General features: G+C 68.7%; 11 protein-coding genes. 7 read left to right on the forward strand and 4 right to left on the reverse strand.

Going from position 1 to position 18,161, the window contains the following annotated elements:
• The first annotated feature begins 62 nt into the window (after positions 1-62).
• The 4 genes from DOE79_RS13155 (at position 63) to DOE79_RS13170 (ending at position 8,750) form a co-directional block, all read left to right on the forward strand.
• A complete protein-coding gene (locus tag DOE79_RS13155; protein ID WP_120338885.1) occupies positions 63-2,330 on the forward strand; it encodes a fibronectin type III domain-containing protein in 2,268 nt (755 codons plus the stop codon).
• A 101-nt stretch (positions 2,331-2,431) separates the two neighbouring features.
• Entirely contained in the window at positions 2,432-6,625 is a 4,194-nt protein-coding gene (locus DOE79_RS13160; protein WP_162942748.1) for a metallophosphoesterase, read from the forward strand.
• A 120-nt stretch (positions 6,626-6,745) separates the two neighbouring features.
• Positions 6,746-8,014, forward strand: coding sequence for an MFS transporter (locus tag DOE79_RS13165; RefSeq protein WP_120338887.1), 1,269 nt, complete (start codon positions 6,746-6,748; stop codon positions 8,012-8,014).
• Positions 8,001-8,750: a MerR family transcriptional regulator gene (locus DOE79_RS13170; protein ID WP_120338888.1), complete on the forward strand. Its 750-nt coding sequence runs from the start codon at positions 8,001-8,003 to the stop codon at positions 8,748-8,750. Before DOE79_RS13165 ends, DOE79_RS13170 begins: the two co-directional genes overlap by 14 nt.
• Positions 8,751-8,754: 4 nt before the next feature.
• Here the strand turns inward: DOE79_RS13170 and DOE79_RS13175 are convergent, their stop codons facing one another.
• From DOE79_RS13175 to DOE79_RS13190, 4 genes are read right to left on the reverse strand one after another with little or no spacing between them, the layout of a single operon-like run.
• Positions 8,755-10,296: an APC family permease gene (locus DOE79_RS13175; protein ID WP_120338889.1), complete on the reverse strand. Its 1,542-nt coding sequence runs from the start codon at positions 10,294-10,296 to the stop codon at positions 8,755-8,757.
• Positions 10,297-10,331: 35 nt separating this feature from the next.
• Positions 10,332-11,204 (reverse strand): universal stress protein, encoded by an 873-nt coding sequence (locus DOE79_RS13180; RefSeq protein WP_245976933.1) that lies wholly within the window; start codon positions 11,202-11,204, stop codon positions 10,332-10,334.
• Complete coding sequence (locus DOE79_RS13185; RefSeq protein ID WP_245976934.1) at positions 11,201-13,219, reverse strand: primary-amine oxidase; 2,019 nt, start codon at positions 13,217-13,219, stop codon at positions 11,201-11,203. Before DOE79_RS13185 ends, DOE79_RS13180 begins: the two co-directional genes overlap by 4 nt.
• 29 nt (positions 13,220-13,248) lie before the next feature.
• Positions 13,249-14,691: an aminobutyraldehyde dehydrogenase gene (locus DOE79_RS13190; protein ID WP_120338891.1), complete on the reverse strand. Its 1,443-nt coding sequence runs from the start codon at positions 14,689-14,691 to the stop codon at positions 13,249-13,251.
• 249 nt (positions 14,692-14,940) lie between these two features.
• Between DOE79_RS13190 and DOE79_RS13195 the strand changes: the two genes are divergently transcribed.
• From DOE79_RS13195 to DOE79_RS13205, 3 genes are read left to right on the forward strand one after another with little or no spacing between them, the layout of a single operon-like run.
• Positions 14,941-16,320, forward strand: a complete 1,380-nt coding sequence (locus DOE79_RS13195) for an LLM class flavin-dependent oxidoreductase (RefSeq protein WP_120338892.1) — start codon at positions 14,941-14,943, stop codon at positions 16,318-16,320.
• 37 nt (positions 16,321-16,357) lie between these two features.
• Positions 16,358-17,380, forward strand: coding sequence for a methionine ABC transporter ATP-binding protein (locus tag DOE79_RS13200; RefSeq protein WP_120338893.1), 1,023 nt, complete (start codon positions 16,358-16,360; stop codon positions 17,378-17,380).
• Positions 17,377-18,156: a methionine ABC transporter permease gene (locus DOE79_RS13205; protein ID WP_120338894.1), complete on the forward strand. Its 780-nt coding sequence runs from the start codon at positions 17,377-17,379 to the stop codon at positions 18,154-18,156. Before DOE79_RS13200 ends, DOE79_RS13205 begins: the two co-directional genes overlap by 4 nt.
• The last annotated feature ends 5 nt before the right edge of the window (positions 18,157-18,161 follow it).

Raw genomic sequence — 18,161 nt, forward strand, 5'->3', positions numbered from 1 at the left:
CCTCTGGCCTGTTTCCAAGACCAGACGCGACGCGTCTCATGACCTAAGGGGCATCCACCCGGATGAATGGCGTTCTCACGCGCATGGTGAACTCACCGAAAAGGCGCAATACCGTGCTGGCGGGCGGCCTCATCGCCGCGCTGGCACTGACCACACTCGGCAGCGGCATCGCCTACGCGGCGGGCGGCCTGGCGCCGCCGGCCGTGAAGCCCGCCACCATCTACACCGCCACCGCCGTGCCCGACCGGGTCATCCTCACCCCGACCACCACCCCCGCCTCGACCCAGAACGTGTCCTGGCGTACCTCGACCGATGTCACCGCACCCCAGGTGCAGCTTGCGGCGATGACCGACGGGCCCGTCGCGAGCTGGACCACCATCTCGGCCGTGAGCACCACCGAGTTCGCGACCGACCTCGGCTACCCGATCAAGTACCACACGGCCACCCTCACCGGGCTGGCCGAGGCCACCAGCTACCTCTACCGGGTCGGCGACGGCGACACCTGGAGCGAGTGGTTCGAATTCGCCACGGCGTCCTCGACTCCGCAGCCGTTCTCGTTCCTCGTGCAGGGCGACGCCCAGAACGACGTCAAGTCCTACGCCTCCCGCACCTTCCGCGCCGCCTTCGAGGCCCGCCCCTACGCCAAGGCCGTCGTGCACCTCGGCGACCTCATCGACACGGATGTCGCCGACGCCGAGTGGGGCGAGTGGTTCTCCGCGGCCGGCTACGAGAACGCGTACCTCAACGTCATGGCCACCCCCGGCAACCACGAGTACTACCCGGGGCCGCTGCTGACCAAGTACTGGAAGGCGCAGTTCGAGTTCCCCGAGAACGGCCCGGCGCAGACCCCCGAGATCCAGGCCACCTTCAGCGAAAACACCTACTTCACCGACTACCAGGGAGTGCGCTTCATCTCCCTGAACGGCTCGCAGATCAACACGGCCGACCTGGCAGCCCAGACCGAATGGCTCGACCAGGCGCTCGAGGAGAACCCGGGCAAGTGGAGCGTCGTCTCGTTCCACCAGCCGGTGTTCTCGGTCACCTCAGGCCGCGACAACAAGATCATCCGCGAAGCCTGGCTGCCGATCTTCGAGAAGCACAACGTGGACCTCGTACTGCAGGGCCACGACCACGCCTACGGCCGCGGCAACCTGTTCGCCAACGAGCAGAACCTGCCCGCCGGCGCCGACGCGGCAACCAGTCAGACCGGCCCCGTCTACATGGTGACCGTCGCCGGTCCCAAGATGTACGTGCCCGACGACTTGGCCACGAACAACTGGATCACCAACGGCGCCAACCTGCGCAGCATGAACCGCGACACCCAGATGTACCAGACCGTCGACGTGACGAACGACGAGATCTACGTGGAGAGCCGCAAGGTCACCGGCGAGCTCTTCGACGCCTTCTCGATCACCAAGACGGATGACGGCGTCAAGCTCGTCACGGATGTCACGGTGGGCCGCGACTCCGGCCCCGGCTCGGCCCGCAGCACGGTCAACGCCCCAGAGCGGCCGACCCCGGTCGTGCCCGGCGCGGTTCCCACACCGGAGCCGACCACCCCGCCGACCACCCCGCCGACCACGCCGGAGCCCACCGCCCCGCCGACGCCGGAGCCGACAACCGCACCCACGCCGCAGCCGACGGTCGAACCGACCAGCGAGCCGACGGCCGAGCCCACGGCCGAGCCGACCAGCGAGCCGACGGCCGTGCCCACGGCCGAGCCGACCGCCGAACCGACTACCGAGCCGACCACCACGCCCACGACCGAACCGACGACGGAGCCCACGACCGGGCCGACCGCCGGGCCGACATCCGCGCCCACGACGGCGCCTACGACGGCGCCGACCACGGTGCCCACCAGCGCGCCAACCACCGACCCGCAGCCGACGCCCACGTACACCCCCGGCGCCCTGCAGCTCTCGGCCACCGGCGTGGCGGCGGGCGGCCAGATCAGCCTGAAGGGGTCGGGCTTCAAGCCCAACGAAGACCTCGAGGTGCAGCTGCACTCCGACCCGGTCACCCTCGGCTACCCCACCGCGGATGCCTCGGGCAACTTCTCCTTCACCGGCCGGATCCCCGCCGGTATCCCGGCCGGCACCCACACCATCGTGGTGCGGGGCCTGGAGTCCGGCGTGACCGCTGAGGCGACCATCGAGGTCCTGCCGCTCGGTGCCCCGAGCACCGGTGTGCGGGACCTGGCCAACACGGGCGTCGTCGCGCTGGGCCTGTGGCTCGCCGCGGCGGGAATCGCCCTGCTGCTCGGCATCGGCGCCGTCCTGTTCGGCCGCCGCTTCAACCGCACCGGCACCCGCCAGGGCGGCACTGCATGACCGGGCACGGCATGACCGGGCACGGCATGACCGGGCACGGTGCTGCGGCACCGACCCGAACGCACCCCTCGACAACTTCTTCCAGGAAAGGCCGTCATCCCATGGCGAATTCGTCCTCCCGGCGTGCCCGGAGGAGCGGCCTGATCGCCGCCCTCACGGTGGCGACCGTGGCGGGTGCCCTGCTCGCGCCCATCGTCGGCGTTGCCGCACCCGCATCCGCTGCCACGGTCACCCCGATCGTGCAGCACGGGCCGTCACGCATCCCCGACCGGATCGTGCTCACCCCGGCCGCCGATCTGGCCACCTCGCAGGCGGTGACCTGGCGCACCAGCACCGACGTCACCACCGCGCAGGCCCAGATCCGGGTGGCCACGGCCGAGCCGTACCGAATCGACTACACCGTGGTGAAGTCCACCGACACCGAGAAGGTCACCACCGAGGAGGGCTGGGAGGAGTCCTTCCACACCGTCAACTTCACCGGCCTGGCCGCGGCCACCCAGTATCAGTACCGGGTCGGCGACGGCACCAACTTCAGCGAGTGGCAGCACTTCACCACCGCCGCCGCCACCGCGGAGGACTTCTCGTTCATCTACCTCGGCGACGTGCAGAACGGCATCAAGTCCGACGCGTCCCGCGTCATCCGCAACGCCTTCCGCGACCGACCGGATGCCAAGATCGTGCTGCAGGCCGGCGACCTGATCGACGACGCCAACAACGACGCCCAGTGGGGCGAGGTGTTCGACGCGGCCGGCTACAACTTCGGCACCCAGAACTTCCTGTCGGCGGCCGGCAACCACGAGTACAGCGGCGAGGAACTCTCCCGCCAGTGGCAGGCACAGTTCGAGTACCCCGACAACGGCCCGACGGCGCCGGAGGTTTCGGCGCTGCTGGACGGCACGGTGTACTACAGCGACTACCAGGGCGTGCGGTTCATCTCCCTGAACAGCAACGTCACCGAGGCGGCCGCCCTGGCCGTGCAGACGCAGTGGCTCAAGGAGACCCTCGAGACCAACCCGAACAAGTGGACCGTGGTCTTCTTCCACCACCCGGTGTTCTCGCTCGACGAGGGACGCAACAACCGCGCCATCCGCGAAGCGTGGGTGCCGTTGTTCGAGGCCAACAACGTCGACCTCGTGCTGCAGGGCCACGACCACAACTACGGCCGTGGCAACACCTCGGCCGCCGAGGACGGCAACCCCGCTGACTGGAACGCGGAACTCAACTACGACGGACCCGTCTACGCCGTCTCCGTCGTGGGCTCCAAGATGTACTCAGGGGCCGGTCCGCGCCTGTGGACCGAGAACGGCGCCACGCTCAAGAAGCTCGGCGGTGGAATCGAGCTCTACCAGCTGATCGACGTCTCCGGCGACGAACTGCGCTACGAGTCCCGCACCGCCGACGGCGAGTACTACGACGGGCTCACCATCGTGAAGAACGACGCGGGCAAGGCCGTCACCGACGACACCGCTCCGCAGGTCATCGACCCCGGAACCGGTCAGCCGTGCCTGGGCTGCAACCCGAACCCCGACCCCGGTACCGACCCCACCGACCCCGGCGACCCCGTCGGAACCGTGGACTACACGGTCGTCGGCGGACTCGATTCGGTGAACAAGACCAATGCGAAGCTTCCGGCCGGGTCGGCGTTCTCGCAGGAGAAGGACCGCCTGTACCTGGGCGACCAGAACAGCCGGACGATCTTCGAGCTCGACCCGGATACCGATGAGGTGACCCGGCAGATGACCTTGCCGGAGAACATCCGCGACGTGGGTATCGATGACGCGAACGAGTTGCTCTATGTGGGCCAGCAGAACCGGAACTGGGTGGTGGTGTCGATCGCTGATGCCACGTTCGGCCAGGTCGTGCGGGGCCCGTTCCCGTTCATCGAGTCGAACCGGTCGATCGACGTCGACCCGGTGCGCGGTTACGTCTACGGGGCGATTCCGTCCCGCGGTATCGAGGTGCTCGACGCAGAGTCGGGTGAGCCGATCGGTGTGATCGACGGAACGGCAGACTCGTACTATGTGGCGGCGGACCCGGCTAATGGGATCGTCTCGACGGTGTACTTCAGTGATGTGCCGGATGCGGTGAACATCGAGGCGTTCGATGTGGACAACGGCTTCGTGTCGCTGTGGGAGAAGACCAGCCGGGCCAGCCCGCGTCAGCTCGACGCGGACTCGACCAACGGGCTGCTCTACGTGGGGTACACCGGCACAGCCGCGGGTTCAGGCGGCTTCTCGGTGCACGACCCGAAGACCGGCGCCCTCCTGGGCGACTTCGCGGATCCCTCCTACGGCAAGGACGGCTACGGCATCTCGGTGGACGAGGAGAGTCAGCGGGTCTTCGTGTCCAACCGCGACTTCAGGCTCAACCCGCCCGGCTCCGAACTGGACGCGATGGCCGTGACCATCAGCGAGCGTGTCCTGGACGAGACGCTCGACTACACCCAGGTAGCCAGTCTCGATTCGGTGAACAAGACCAATGCGAAGCTTCCGGCCGGGTCGGCGTTCTCGCAGGAGAAGGACCGCCTGTACCTGGGCGACCAGAACAGCCGGACGATCTTCGAGCTCGACCCGGATACCGATGAGGTGACCCGGCAGATGACCTTGCCGGAGAACATCCGCGACGTGGGTATCGATGACGCGAACGAGTTGCTCTATGTGGGCCAGCAGAACCGGAACTGGGTGGTGGTGTCGATCGCTGATGCCACGTTCGGCCAGGTCGTGCGGGGCCCGTTCCCGTTCATCGAGTCGAACCGGTCGATCGACGTCGACCCGGTGCGCGGTTACGTCTACGGGGCGATTCCGTCCCGCGGTATCGAGGTGCTCGACGCAGAGTCGGGTGAGCCGATCGGTGTGATCGACGGAACGGCAGACTCGTACTATGTGGCGGCGGACCCGGCTAATGGGATCGTCTCGACGGTGTACTTCAGTGATGTGCCGGATGCGGTGAACATCGAGGCGTTCGATGTGGACAACGGCTTCGTGTCGCTGTGGGAGAAGACCAGCCGGGCCAGCCCGCGTCAGCTCGACGCGGACTCGACCAACGGGCTGCTCTACGTGGGGTACACGGGAACCGGTGCCGGTATGGGCGGGTTCAGTGTGCACGACCCCAAGACCGGAGAGCTGCTGCTCGACAAGGCCGACCCGGCCTTCGGTAAGGACGGCTACGGCATCTCGGTGGACGAGGAGAGTCAGCGGGTCTTCGTGTCCAACCGCGACTTCAGGCTCAACCCGCCCGGCTCCGAACTCACTGAGGTTGCCGTGACCGTGTCGCAGCGAGTGGGCGTCACCACGCCGACCGATCCGACCGATCCGACCGATCCGACCGACCCGACGGACCCGACGGATCCCACCGACCCGACGGACCCGACGGATCCCACCGACCCGACGGACCCGACGGATCCCACGGACCCGACCGAGCCTGAGGCGCCGTCTGGGCTGGACTACACCCCGGTCGCCCTCACGGCGATCGCCTCGGCGGCCGACAACCCCGACGCCGACACCAAGCCGGTCGGTTCGGTTGTCGACTCCGACACCGGGCACCTGTTCGTGGGCAACGAGCAGCGGCCGGCCCGGGTGCTGGAGATCGACCCGGTCACCGACACCGTCGTGGCGACGCACCTGATCCCGGGCGGCACCTCCGAGGGGGTGCGTGACGTGGCCATCGATACCGCGAAGGACGAGCTCTATGTCGCCTACGGTGCCGCCTGGGCCGTCGTGAAGCTGAGTGACGACACCCTGGTGCGCGGTCCGTTCGCCTTCTCCGGCAATGTGCGCGGCCTGGACGTCGACCTCGCCAACGGGCGGGTCTTCGGTACCACCCGCGGAACCGGGTTCGACGTCATGGACGCCACCACGGGCGCCCTGATCCAGACGGTGACGACGGACGGCGCCAACTGGCGCTCGCACGGCATCGCCTGGGATCCCGTCGCACAGCGGGTGTACGTCAGCAACTCCGACGTGTCCGGGGCCACGGCATCCGTGCGGGTGTACGACCCGGCCACGTTCACGGTGGAAGCCGAGGTGCTGACATCGGCCGCGCCCGACCTGCGCAGCGTCGCGGTCGACCCGATCGCCAAGCGCCTCTACCTGGGGCACCAGAGCGATGCGTTCGACGCCAGTGGTGTGCTGGTGCTCTCGAGCACCGACCTCACGACCATCAAGGACTACCCGACGACCGCCTACGGCAACAAGGTCTACGGCGTCTCGGTGGATGCGGCGAAGGGCGTGGTCTACGTGTCCGCCCGGGACCGGTTCCCCACCGGCCTGATCGCGTTGCACCGCTCGGAGAAGTAGCCCGGCCGGCCACCGCGGCCACAGAACCCGGGTCCCGTCACGCAGGTGGCGGGGCCCGGGTTCTCCGCATCTGGGCCGTGGCCTTGACCCCGCCGCAACGTCATAGTTTTGAGTTACAGCATGAGACCCGTTCCCGTGCTGTACCTCGCGTCGTACACCCTGTCCCTGCTGGGCAATTCGATCGCCGCCGTCGTCTTCCCGCTGATCGTGCTGCAACTGACCGGCAGCCTGATGTCCACCGGAATCCTGGTGGCTGCCACGGCCCTTCCCGCGTTCCTGGCCGGACTGTTCGCGGGCGTCGTGATCGACCGCGTCAACCGGCGTACCTCCTCGGTGGTGGCCGACCTCATCTCGGCGGCGTCCATCGCTGCCCTGCCGCTCGTGGACCTGATCACCGGGCTCGACCTCGGCTGGTTCATCCTGTTCGGCATCATCGGCGCCTTCGGCGACGTGCCGGGCATGACCGCCAGGGAGGCGATGCTGCCGGCGATCGTGCGTCACTCCACCCTCACGGCCGAGAGACTGATCGGCCTGCGCGAGAGCCTGTCCGCGCTGGTGATCATCGTCGGGCCTGCCGCTGCCGGCACTCTGATGGTGCTCTTCGAGGGAACGACAGTGCTCTGGATCACCGCCGGCACCTCCCTGGCGGCGGCGCTGTTGACGGTGCTCATTCCGCGCCGGGTGGGCGCCCAGCTGCCGGCCGGGGCACCCGGGCATCCGGATGCGTCCGCGGTGCTGTCGGTCTGGGCGCAGCTGATGGCCGGCTGGCGGGTGCTCTTTCGCAGCAACCGGTCCCTGCGGGCCGTGACGCTGCTGAGCCTCGCGATGGTCGCGGTGCTCACCGCTCTGCAGGGCATGCTGCTGCCCGCGCATTTCGCCTTCATCGCCCAGCCGGGGCTGCTCGGGTTCGTGCTCACGGCGATCGCCGCCGGCACCATCGTGGGCGGCGGCCTCTACGCCGTGTTCGGGGCCAGGGGCCGCCGGCGCAGCTGGTTCGCCGTGGGACTGACCGGCACGGTGGCCGGCATCGGCACCGTCGCTGTGCTCCCTGCCCTGCCCGTGCTCTTCGCCGGCGCGTTCCTGTTCGGATTCTCGTCGGGCCTGTTCGGCAGCCTGATCGGGGTCCTCATGCTCGAGGGCATCCCCGAGCGGATGCGCGGCCGCATCATGGGCACCCAGAACTCCCTGATGATGATCGCCGCGCCGGTGGGCATGGTGGCGGTCGCCCTCCTCGGTGAGCAGTTCGGGCTGCGTACGGCCGGCGCCTGCGTGGCCGCCGTGTGGCTGGTCGCCGCCATTCTCGCCCTGGCCGCACCCGCGCTGCGTACTCTGGAGGCACCCGCACCCGCCGCCGAGAAGGAAGGGACCCTGGTCGATGAAAAGCCATGACCTGGCCACGCTCGCCCAGGTGAGCGTGCGTACCCTGCGCCACTATCACCAGGTGGGCGTCCTGCCGGAGCCCGAACGCACCCGCAACGGTTACCGCGAATACACGGTGCACGACCTGGTGCGCCTGCTGCGCATCAAACGGCTGGCCGCCCTCGGTATCCCGCTCGAGCGGATGCCCGCCATGTTCGAGGCCGACCCGGCGGATCAGGCCGCCACGCTGCGGAAACTCGACGCCGACCTCGACGCCCAGATCGCCCGGCTGCAGGCGCAGAAGACCCTCATCACCCTCATCCAGGCCAACGAGGGCGCCGCCGATTTCCCGCCGCAACTGGCCCCCGCGATGGCGGTGTTCGCGGCATCCGGCGTGTCATCGGCGATGACCATGATGGACCGCGACCAGGTGATCCTGCTCGCCCACCTGGTGGGGGAGCAGGGCCTTGAGCGGCTGGTCGAGCTGTACGACCGGATTGCGGAACCCGGCATTCAAGCCGCTGCCCTGCAGGTCACCGTGCGATTCGACGCTCTCTCCGCGGAGGCACCCGCGCCGGAGATCGAGCGGCTCGTCACCGATTTCATCGGCCTCTTCGCGCCCCTCCTCGCCGAGCTGAGCGCCGCCCCCGGCATCGCCTTCCTCGACGAGGCGGCGGCGACCTCACTCCTCGACGCCTACCAGAAGGACACCCTCAACCCGGCCCAGCGCGCGGTGCTGGCGCGCCTGACCGAGCGGCTCGGCTGACCGGTCAGGTGTCGCGCGAGGTGCCCTTGGTGAGGGTCTTTCCCTGGAAGAACGCTGGGTCGACGGCCCGCATGATGAACATCAGCACGATGCCGGCGATGAAGAGCACCATCGCCAGGATGAACACCAGGCCGACACCGCCGATCTCCGACCCGCTGCCGTACTCGGGGTTGGTGCTGTCGATCAGGGTGGTGGCGAAGATCACGGCGAGGATGATGCCGCCGATGAGCGGCGCGAGCAGCTTGAGCAGGAACGCCCGGGTGCTGGAGAACACCTCGCGGCGGAAGAACCAGACGCAGGCGAACGCCGTGACGCCGTAGTAGAAGCAGATCATGATGCCCAGGGTGAGGATGGTGTCGGTGAGCACATCGGTGCTGAGCACCCGCATCACCGCGTAGAAACCCCAGGCCACGACCCCGGCGATCACCGTGGCGAAGCCCGGCGACTTGAACCGCGGGCTGATCGCCGCGAAACGCTTGGGGAAGGCCCGGTAGTGGCCCATCGAGAGCATGGTGCGCGCCGGCCCCACGAAGGTGGACTGCAGCGACGCGGCAGAGCTGGACAGCACGGCCAGCGACATCAGGATCGCGAACGGGCCCATCACCGGCCCGGCCAGCGCCGCGAAGACATTGCCCTGGATGTCTTCGTTACCGAGGCCCAGCTCGCCGGTGCCGACGCCGGAGAACATCAGCGCCGAGACCGAGACCAGGATGTACAGCACGAAGATGATGCCCACCGTGAGGGTGGCCGCCCGGCCAGGGGTGCGCTCCGGGTCCTTGGTCTCCTCGTTCATGGTGAGGGTCACGTCCCAGCCCCAGTAGATGAAGATCGACAGCGAGACCCCCGCGGCGAACGCGGAGAACGACGGGGTGAGGAACGGGTTGAACCAGCTGGCGCTGAAGCCGAGCGCGTCGAAGGCGGTGCCGTCGGCGAAGTGCACCAACGCGGCCACGCTGAACCAGATCAGCACGATCAGTTGGAACGCGACGAGCACGTACTGCACCATCTTGGTGGTCTCCATGCCGCGATAGGAGACATAACAGGCCAACACCATGAAGACCAGACAGGTGAAGATGTTGATCCACACGTTCGCGGCCAGGTCGGCCAGATCCGGGTTGCCGAACAACTGGGCGAGCATGAGGTAGAAGAAGTCCACCGCCACCCCGGCCAGGTTCGAGAGCACCACCACGGTGGCCACGATCAGGCCCCAGCCGCCCATCCAGCCCAGCCAGGGGCCGAACGCGCGGGTCGCCCAGGTGAAGGAGGTGCCGGCATCCGGCATGGAGTTGTTGAGCTCACGGTAGCCGAGCGCCACGAGCAGCATCGGGATGAACCCGACCATGAAGATGCCCGGCATCTGGGTGCCCACCGCCGCGACCGTTGGGCCGAGCGAGGCCGTGAGCGTGTAGGCCGGGGCGATGCAGGAGATGCCGATAACGGTGGCGCCGAGCAGGCCCACCGAACCGGCGCTGAGCCCCTTGGCGGAGAGACCGCCGGCGCTCGGAGCCGCTGCGGGCGTGGCATTCGAAGCGGATGACTGGGCCATGGTCTCGTCCTTTGTTCGGATCGAAGGGGTGCGGGTCAGCTGCGCAGCGAGGTCGGAACGACGACGAGCGGAACCGGCAGGGCATGCAGCATGCGGTGCGCGGTGATGCCGAGGAAGATCGTGCGCGGCGCCGCCAACCGGCTGGAGCCCACGAAGGCGATCTCGTCGGTGCGCCAGTCCAGCGCCTCCACGGCCTCTTCGACGTTCTTGCCCGTGCCGACCTCGGTGGTGATGGTGCCGTGGCTGCGGGAGTGCCGTTCGTAGTACGCCAGCACGGCGTCGAGGTGGGCGGTGCTTCCGGCGGCGGCGGGGGATTGCTTCTCACGGCTGGCGTCCACCTCCACCAGGGTGACGAACCGCAGGCTCACGTCGAGGTTCTCGGTGAACGCCACGAGCGAGTCCAGCAGGGCCTCCCATCCGGGCCGGGTGCCGATGGCGCAGGTGATCCGGCTGAGCCGCGCGGGGGCGCGGTAACCGTGCGGGGCGAGCGCGACGGGCACCGGGGATGCGTGCAGCAGCGCGTTCGCGACGCTGCCGATGGTGAACCGGTTCAGGATGCCGCCGCGGGCGGCGCCCACCACGATCCGGTCGGAGTCGAGGTCGTCGGCGGCCTGGATCAGGCCCTCCGAGGTGGAGTCGGCCCAGAGCAGGTGGGTGGAGGCGGTGACGTCGGCGGGGACCCAGCCGGCGGCCTGCTCGAGCCAGGCCTTGGCCTGGTCGGCGAGCAGGATCTCGTAGTCGCTGCTCGCGGCGTGGATCTTCGCCGGAGCGGCGCTGACCCGTTGCAGCACCAGGCAGATGCGCAACTCCGCCGCGGTGAGCCGGGCCATGGCGATGCCCAGCTCGAGGGAGTCGCGGCCGTGGGCGGTGGCCTCGTAGGCCACCACGTAGTTCGGTGTGCGGGTCACGCTGTTCTCCTCGGTTCGGTGCCGGGCGCATCCGGCTCATGGCTGCCGTGCTCGTGCCCGGCGTGATCGTGCTCGTGCTCGCCGTGGTCGTGCCCGGTGTGGTCCATTCCCGGTGCGCAGTGCGCCGGGCTCGGCTCCACGTCGAGCGACGGGTTGCGGTCGAAGAAGCCCACGGGCTTCAGCCAGAACGACACGATGTCGGCCGGCATCACCGGCCATTCCTCCGGCCGGGTGATGTGGTGGATACCGAAGGTGTACCAGAGCACCACATCGGTGTCGCGCACCGACCGGCCGGCCGTGATCCATTCGGGCAGGCCGTGGTCGACGCCGCTCTGGTTCACGAACTCGCCGCAGGGCCAGCGTTCGCTCTCGTCGTTGGGGGTGACCCACACCGTGTGGCCGATCACCTGCGCGCGGAGCAGCGCGGGCGCGGTGGGGTGGAAGAACGACGGGATCGCGCCGCCCGGCACGAGCTTGTACGACACCGGGGTGCCGAGCCCGTTCAGGGTCTGCTCGTTCACGACCTTCCAGGCCCGCTGGGTGTTCCAGTCGAAGTCGTCGAAGCCCTCGGTCTCGATCGGGGTGTTCTGCTGGGTGATCGCCAGCCCGAGCGGGTTGCCCTCGTCGATCGGTTCGATGCGCGTCTCGCTGCGGTACACGGTGTTGGCCGGTCCGTCGATGTCCAGGTCCATCCGCGCCACCAGGAAGTGCTGGTGGAACGGCGCATAGGTGCGCTCGTCGACGAGGGTGCCGTTGGGATGCGGCTGGCCGGGTTCGAGGTGGGTGACCACCATGATCCCGGTGGCGCGCACCTCGCACTCGATGTTGCCGTCCTGGTAGAACCGCCAGTAGACGAGGTACTCGTAGTTGGCCACGGTGACGTGGAAGGACACCACCAACCGGCGCATCCGGCGTACCTCGGCGCCGCCGTCGTGGTCCACGTGCTTCCACAGCACGGCGTTGTCCTCCTCGTGGATGCAGAACGCGTTGGGGATCGCATACGGCTCGCCGGCGCTGTTGTGCAGCACGGCATCGAGGTACCGGATCTCGCCCAGGCAGTCGCAGCCGAGCTCCAGCGAGGTGGTCATGAAGCCCAGGCCCCACTCGCCGATGTCGAACGCGGTGCGGCGGAAGTGGTCGACGCTCGGGTCGCGGTACGGCACCACCATCTCGGCGAACGACAACCGGTTGGCGACCGTGCGCTCGCGGCCGGCATCCGTGTAGGTCACCCGGTGCAGCGTCATGCCCTCGCGGTAGTTGAAGCCCACCCGTAGCGACCAGTTCTGCCACTGCACCCGGTTGCCGTCGACGGTGAAGCTCGGGCCCTCCGGCTGCACGATGTCCAGCGGCTTCAACGGTGGTCGTGTACTGGCGTTGCGGATGCGCTCCGGTACCAGGTGCGGCACGTACTCGCCCATCCCGTTCGGCGGATCCACCGTGAAGGTGTCCTCGATCTCGAGCAGGTTCATGGTGTTCACGTCGATCACGAAGTGCAGCCCGCTGACCGGCCCTGCGTAGGGGTTGGCCCCGGCCTGAGCGCGCACCCAGACATCCGCCCAGCCGAGCCGCAGCCCCTGGTAGACGTCGGGGATCACGGCATCGCCGTAGGTCCAGGTGTCGATGAAGACGTTGGTCAGGTCCGTGATGCCGCGTTTGGCGAGGGCCGCCACGACCTCCGGATGCGCCCGCAGCGCGGCATCCGCCTCCTCCCATTCGTCGACCGTGAAGTTGGCCTGCACTCCGGGAACCTGCGCCCACTCCAGCAGCGTGTCGCTGTCGAGCGACACCACGGCCACCCAGGTGCGGTTCTCCGCGCGATGCAGCACCACGAGCCGGGCGCGACGCTCGGGGGCCACGCCGGTGGTCTCGAACGCGGCGACGGCGGCCTTGGCCGGTTCGACGAGTTCGATGGACGCGAAGCGCCACCCCTCGCCCACTCCGTGCTCCCGGGCGAGGATCGCGGCGGCCTGGGTGAACTCCGCCCCGGTGAGCGGGTCGAGCGGGTGGAAAGTCATGGTGTTCCTCTTCTGGTCGGCGGGCGCACTCATTCGAGTGCGCTCATCACGTGCTTGATGCGGGTGTAGTCCTCCACGCCGTACATCGACAGGTCCTTGCCGTAGCCGGAGTACTTGAATCCGCCGTGCGGCATCTCGGCGGTGAGCAGGATGTGGGTGTTGATCCACACCGCGCCGAAGTCGAGGTCCCGGGAGACCCGCAGCGCCCTGGCATGGTCTCGGGTCCACACGCTCGACGCGAGCGCGTACCGCACGTCGTTGGCCATCGCGATGGCCTCGGCCTCGGTGCCGAAACTCTGCACGGTGATCACCGGACCGAAAGTCTCGTCCTGCACGATCGCATCCCGCTGCCGCACCTGGGTCACCACGGTGGGTTCGAAGAAGAAGCCGGCCTCGCCCACCCGGTGGCCGCCCGTGCTGATCACGGCGTGGGCCGGCAGGGCCTCGACCTTCTCGACCACATCGGTGAAGTGCCGCGCATTGTTGAGCGGGCCGAAGTAGTTGTCGGCGTCGTCGGCCGAGCCGGTGGTACGCAGCTCGGCCTCCGCAGAGAAGGCGTCCACGAACCTGTCGTGGATGGTCTCGTGCACGAGCACCCGCGTGATGGCCGTGCAATCCTGGCCGGCGTTGTAGAACGCGAAGTCGGCGATGGCGGAGGCCACCTTGGCCACGTCCACGTCGGGGAACACCAGGGCGGGCGCCTTGCCGCCGAGTTCGAGGTGGGCGCGTTTGAGGGTGTGCGCGGCTCCGGAAGCCACGGCCATGCCCGCCCGTACGCTGCCCGTGATCGACACCAGGCCGGGCACCGGGTGTTCCACGATGAACGCGCCGGTCGTGGCGTCGCCGAGCACGATGTTCATCACCCCGTCGGGGAGGATGCCCTGGCTGATGCGGGCCAGCTCCAGGGTGGACTCCGGGGTGGTGTCGCTCGGTTTGAGCACCAGCGTGTTCCCGGCCGCCAGGGCCGGCCCGATCTTCCACACGGCCATCAGGAAGGGGAAGTTCCACGGCGTGACCTGGCCCACCACCCCGATGGGCTCCCGGCGCACCCAGGAGGTCATGCCCTCGAGATACTCGCCGGCCGATCTGCCCTCGAGCAGTCGGGCCGCGCCGGCGAAAAAGCGCAGCTGATCGGCGCCCGCGGCCACCTCGTCGGCGGCGATCGTGGCCCGGGGTTGACCGGTATTGCGGTGCTGGGCCTCCACGATGGCATCGCTGTTCGCCTCCACGGCATCGGCGAGCAACAACAGTGCCCGCTGCCGGTCGGACGGGGTGCCGCGGCCCCAGGCCGGGAACGCGGCCGCGGCGGCACGCATGGCGTCGTCCACATCCGCCGCCGTGGATATCGGCGCCCTGGCCACGATGGTGCCCGTGGTCGGATCGATCACGTCGAGGCGGGCGGTTCCGGCCGGCGTGACGAATTGGCCGTTGATGAAATTGGACAGGATCGGCGTGCTCACGGTGCTCCTCATCGACAGAGAAATCGTGTCGGTGCCGCGGTCTCCCGCAACACCGCAGGCAAGACATTTCTCGGCCAGTATGGCACCTGGCCGGGCAAAAAGGCAGGTGCCTTTCTGGCCGGCCGGGCGGGCCCAACCGAAGGATCTTGCATGGCGGCGCCGCTGGCCGAGCGCAAAACGCAGATGCTTCGGCGGCGCCCAGTGTGACGCCGTGTTTCATGAAGGGATGTGCCCGGTCCGTGAAAACGTGAGCATAGGTCCATGCCCAGACAGATCCGCTTCAACGCCTTCGACATGAACTGCGTCGCCCACCAGTCCTCCGGCCTGTGGCGCCACCCCGACGACAGGTCGCAGAGCTACACCGACCTCGCCTACTGGACCGAACTCGCCAAGCTTCTCGAGAAGGGCCGCTTCGACGGCATCTTCCTCGCGGACGTGCTGGGCACCTACGACGTCTACGGCGGCACCAACGAGGCGGCGATCCGCAACGGCGCGCAGATCCCCGTCGCCGACCCGCTGCTGGTCATCCCCGCGATGGCCTACGTCACCGAGCACCTCGGGTTCGGCGTGACCGCCGGCACCGCCTATGAGCACCCGTACCCGTTCGCCCGGCGCATGTCGACGCTCGACCACCTCACCAAGGGCCGCGTGGGCTGGAACGTCGTCACCGGCTATCTGCCCTCCGCCGCGCGCAACATGGGCCAGGACGACCAGCTCGAACACGACGACCGCTACGACTACGCCGACGAGTACCTCGAGGTGCTCTACAAGCTGTGGGAGGGCTCCTGGGAGGATGACGCCGTCGTGCGCGACACCGAGACCGGCGTCTTCACCGACCCGAGCAAGGTGCACTCCATCGGACACTCCGGCAAGCACTTCCAGGTTCCGGGCATCCACCTCTCCGAGCCGAGCCCGCAGCGCTCACCCGTGATCTACCAGGCCGGCGCATCCAGCCGCGGCATCGCGTTCGCGGCGGGCAACGCCGAGGCGATCTTCGTGGCCGCGTCGACCAAGCACGTGCTCAAGGACACCGTCACCAAGCTGCGCGACGCCCTCGAGGCCGCCGGCCGTGACCGCTACTCGGCCAAGATCTACACGCTGCTCACGATCATCACCGACGAGACCAGCGAGAAGGCCCAGGCCAAGTACCTCGACTACCTCAGCTACGCCAGCGAAGAAGGCGCCCTGGTCTTCATGTCCGGGTGGATGGGCGTGGACCTGTCCGGCTACGCGCTGGACGAGCCGATCGGCAACGTCAAGAGCAACGCCATCCAGTCCACCGTGGCCAACTTCCAGGCCGCGAACCACGACGGCTCCGAGTGGACGGTGGGGGACATCGCCCGGGCCGGCGCGATCGGCGGGCTGGGCCCGTTCATCGTCGGCTCCGGCAGCGAGATCGCCGACCAGCTCGAGGAGTGGGCCGACGAGACGGATGTGGACGGGTTCAACCTGGCCTACGCCATCACGCCGGGCACCTTCGAAGACGTGGTCACCTGGGTGGTGCCCGAGCTGCAGAAGCGCGGCGTGTACCCCACCGAGTACACCGAGGGCACGCTGCGGCAGAAGCTGCACGGCCGCGGCGACCGCCTGCCCGACGAGCACCGCGGCGCGAACTACCGCGTCGGCGTGCCCGTCGCCTGACTCTCCCGCCCACCCATCCGCTCGACAGGAGCCCCGCATGATCAGCCTCGAACAGCTGACCAAGGTCTACGGCCACGGTGATGCGCAGACCGTGGTGCTCGACCGCCTCGACTTCAGCGTCGACGCCGGCGAGATCTTCGCCGTCGTCGGCCCGAGCGGGGCCGGCAAGAGCACCCTGGCGCAGTGCGTCAACCTGCTTGAACGACCCACCAGCGGGTCGGTGCTCGTGAACGGCGAGAACCTCTCCCAGCTCAGCGAGAAGCAGTTGCGGGTGGCGCGTCGCCGGATCGGCACCATCTTCCAGTCGGATGGCCTCTACTCCCGGCGCACCGCCGCTGCGAACGTGGCGCTGCCGTTGGAGTACCTCGGTGTCACCGCCGCGGAGACCCGCGCCCGGGTGTCGGAACTGCTCGACCGCGTCGGGCTGTCGAACAAGGCCGGGCACTACCCGCACCAGCTCTCCGGCGGCCAGCGGCAGCGGGTGGGCATCGCCCGCGCGCTGGCGCTGCGCCCGAGCGTGCTGCTCAGCGACGAAGCCACCTCGGGTCTTGACCCCGACTCCACCCGGTCGATCGTGGCGCTGCTCAAGGAGCTCCGCGACGACCTGGGCCTGTCGATCCTCTTCATCACCCACGAGATGGACACCGTGTTGCAGGTCGCCGACTCCGTCGCGCGCCTCGACCACGGCCGCATCGTGGAGAGCGGCCGCATCGTCGAGCTGTTGCGCGATCCCGCGTCTGGGCTCGGCCGGGCGCTGCGTCCGGCGCGCTCGCACGAGAGCGCCGCGGCCGACGCCACCGAGTGGTTCGTCAGCTACACCTCCGCCGCGGTGCCGGCCGACTGGCTCACCCGCCTCGCCGACCAGCTCGGCACCACGGTGTCGCTGCTCGGCGCCTCCATCGAGACCGTCGACGGCGCCACGGTGGGGCACGCCAGCATCGGCGTCACCGGCGCCGACCGGGAGCACCTCGTCGCCGTCGCCCGCAGCCTGGGGCTCGACGCCCGCCCGGAGCCGACCGGGGAGTCTCTGCCGGCCGAGATCCTGGAGCAGGTCGCATGAGCATCCTGAACGGCGCCGTGCACCTGAACAGCGTGCACCTGAACAGCGTGCACCTGAGCAACAACGTGCCGCTGGCCGAGATCCCCGCGCTGGTCTTCCCCGCGCTGCTCGACACCCTGATCATGGTCGGCATCGTCATGGCGATCGTCGTGCTCGTCGGCATCCCGCTCGGCGCCCTGGTGCACAACCTCGCCCCCGGCGGACTGTTCGAGAATCCCGCCCTGCACACCATGCTCAGCTGGATCGTGAGCATCGGCCGCTCGTTGCCGTTCCTCATCCTGATGGCCGCGATCGTGCCGTTCACCCGGTTCATCACGGGTACCAACATCGGCATCGCGGCGGCCGTCGTGCCCATGTCGATCGCCGGAATCGCGTTCTTCACCCGCATCGTGGAGAACTCCCTGCGCGGTGTGCCGCCCACCCTGGTGCGGGTCGCCAAGGCCTCAGGGGCGTCGCCGCTGCAGATCATCCGCACCGCGCAGCTCAGCGAGGCGCTGCCGTCGATCATCGGCGGCCTCACCATCAACACCATCGCCATGATCGAGTACTCCGCCATCGCCGGCACCATCGGTGCCGGCGGCATCGGCTACGTGGCAGTCACCTACGGCTACCAGCGATTCGACAACACCGTGATGCTCGCGACCATCGTGATCCTCGTCGCCACGGTGGCGTCGGTGCAACTGATCGGCGACCGGCTCGTGCGCCTGACCACCCCGCACAGCCGCACGCAATCCCGGCGGCCGCGCGCCGCCCGCCGCGAAGCGAGCCTGGTGTGAGCCGC

Origin of the sequence: Cryobacterium soli, from assembly GCF_003611035.1 — a bacterium.
Lineage (GTDB): Bacteria > Actinomycetota > Actinomycetes > Actinomycetales > Microbacteriaceae > Cryobacterium > Cryobacterium soli.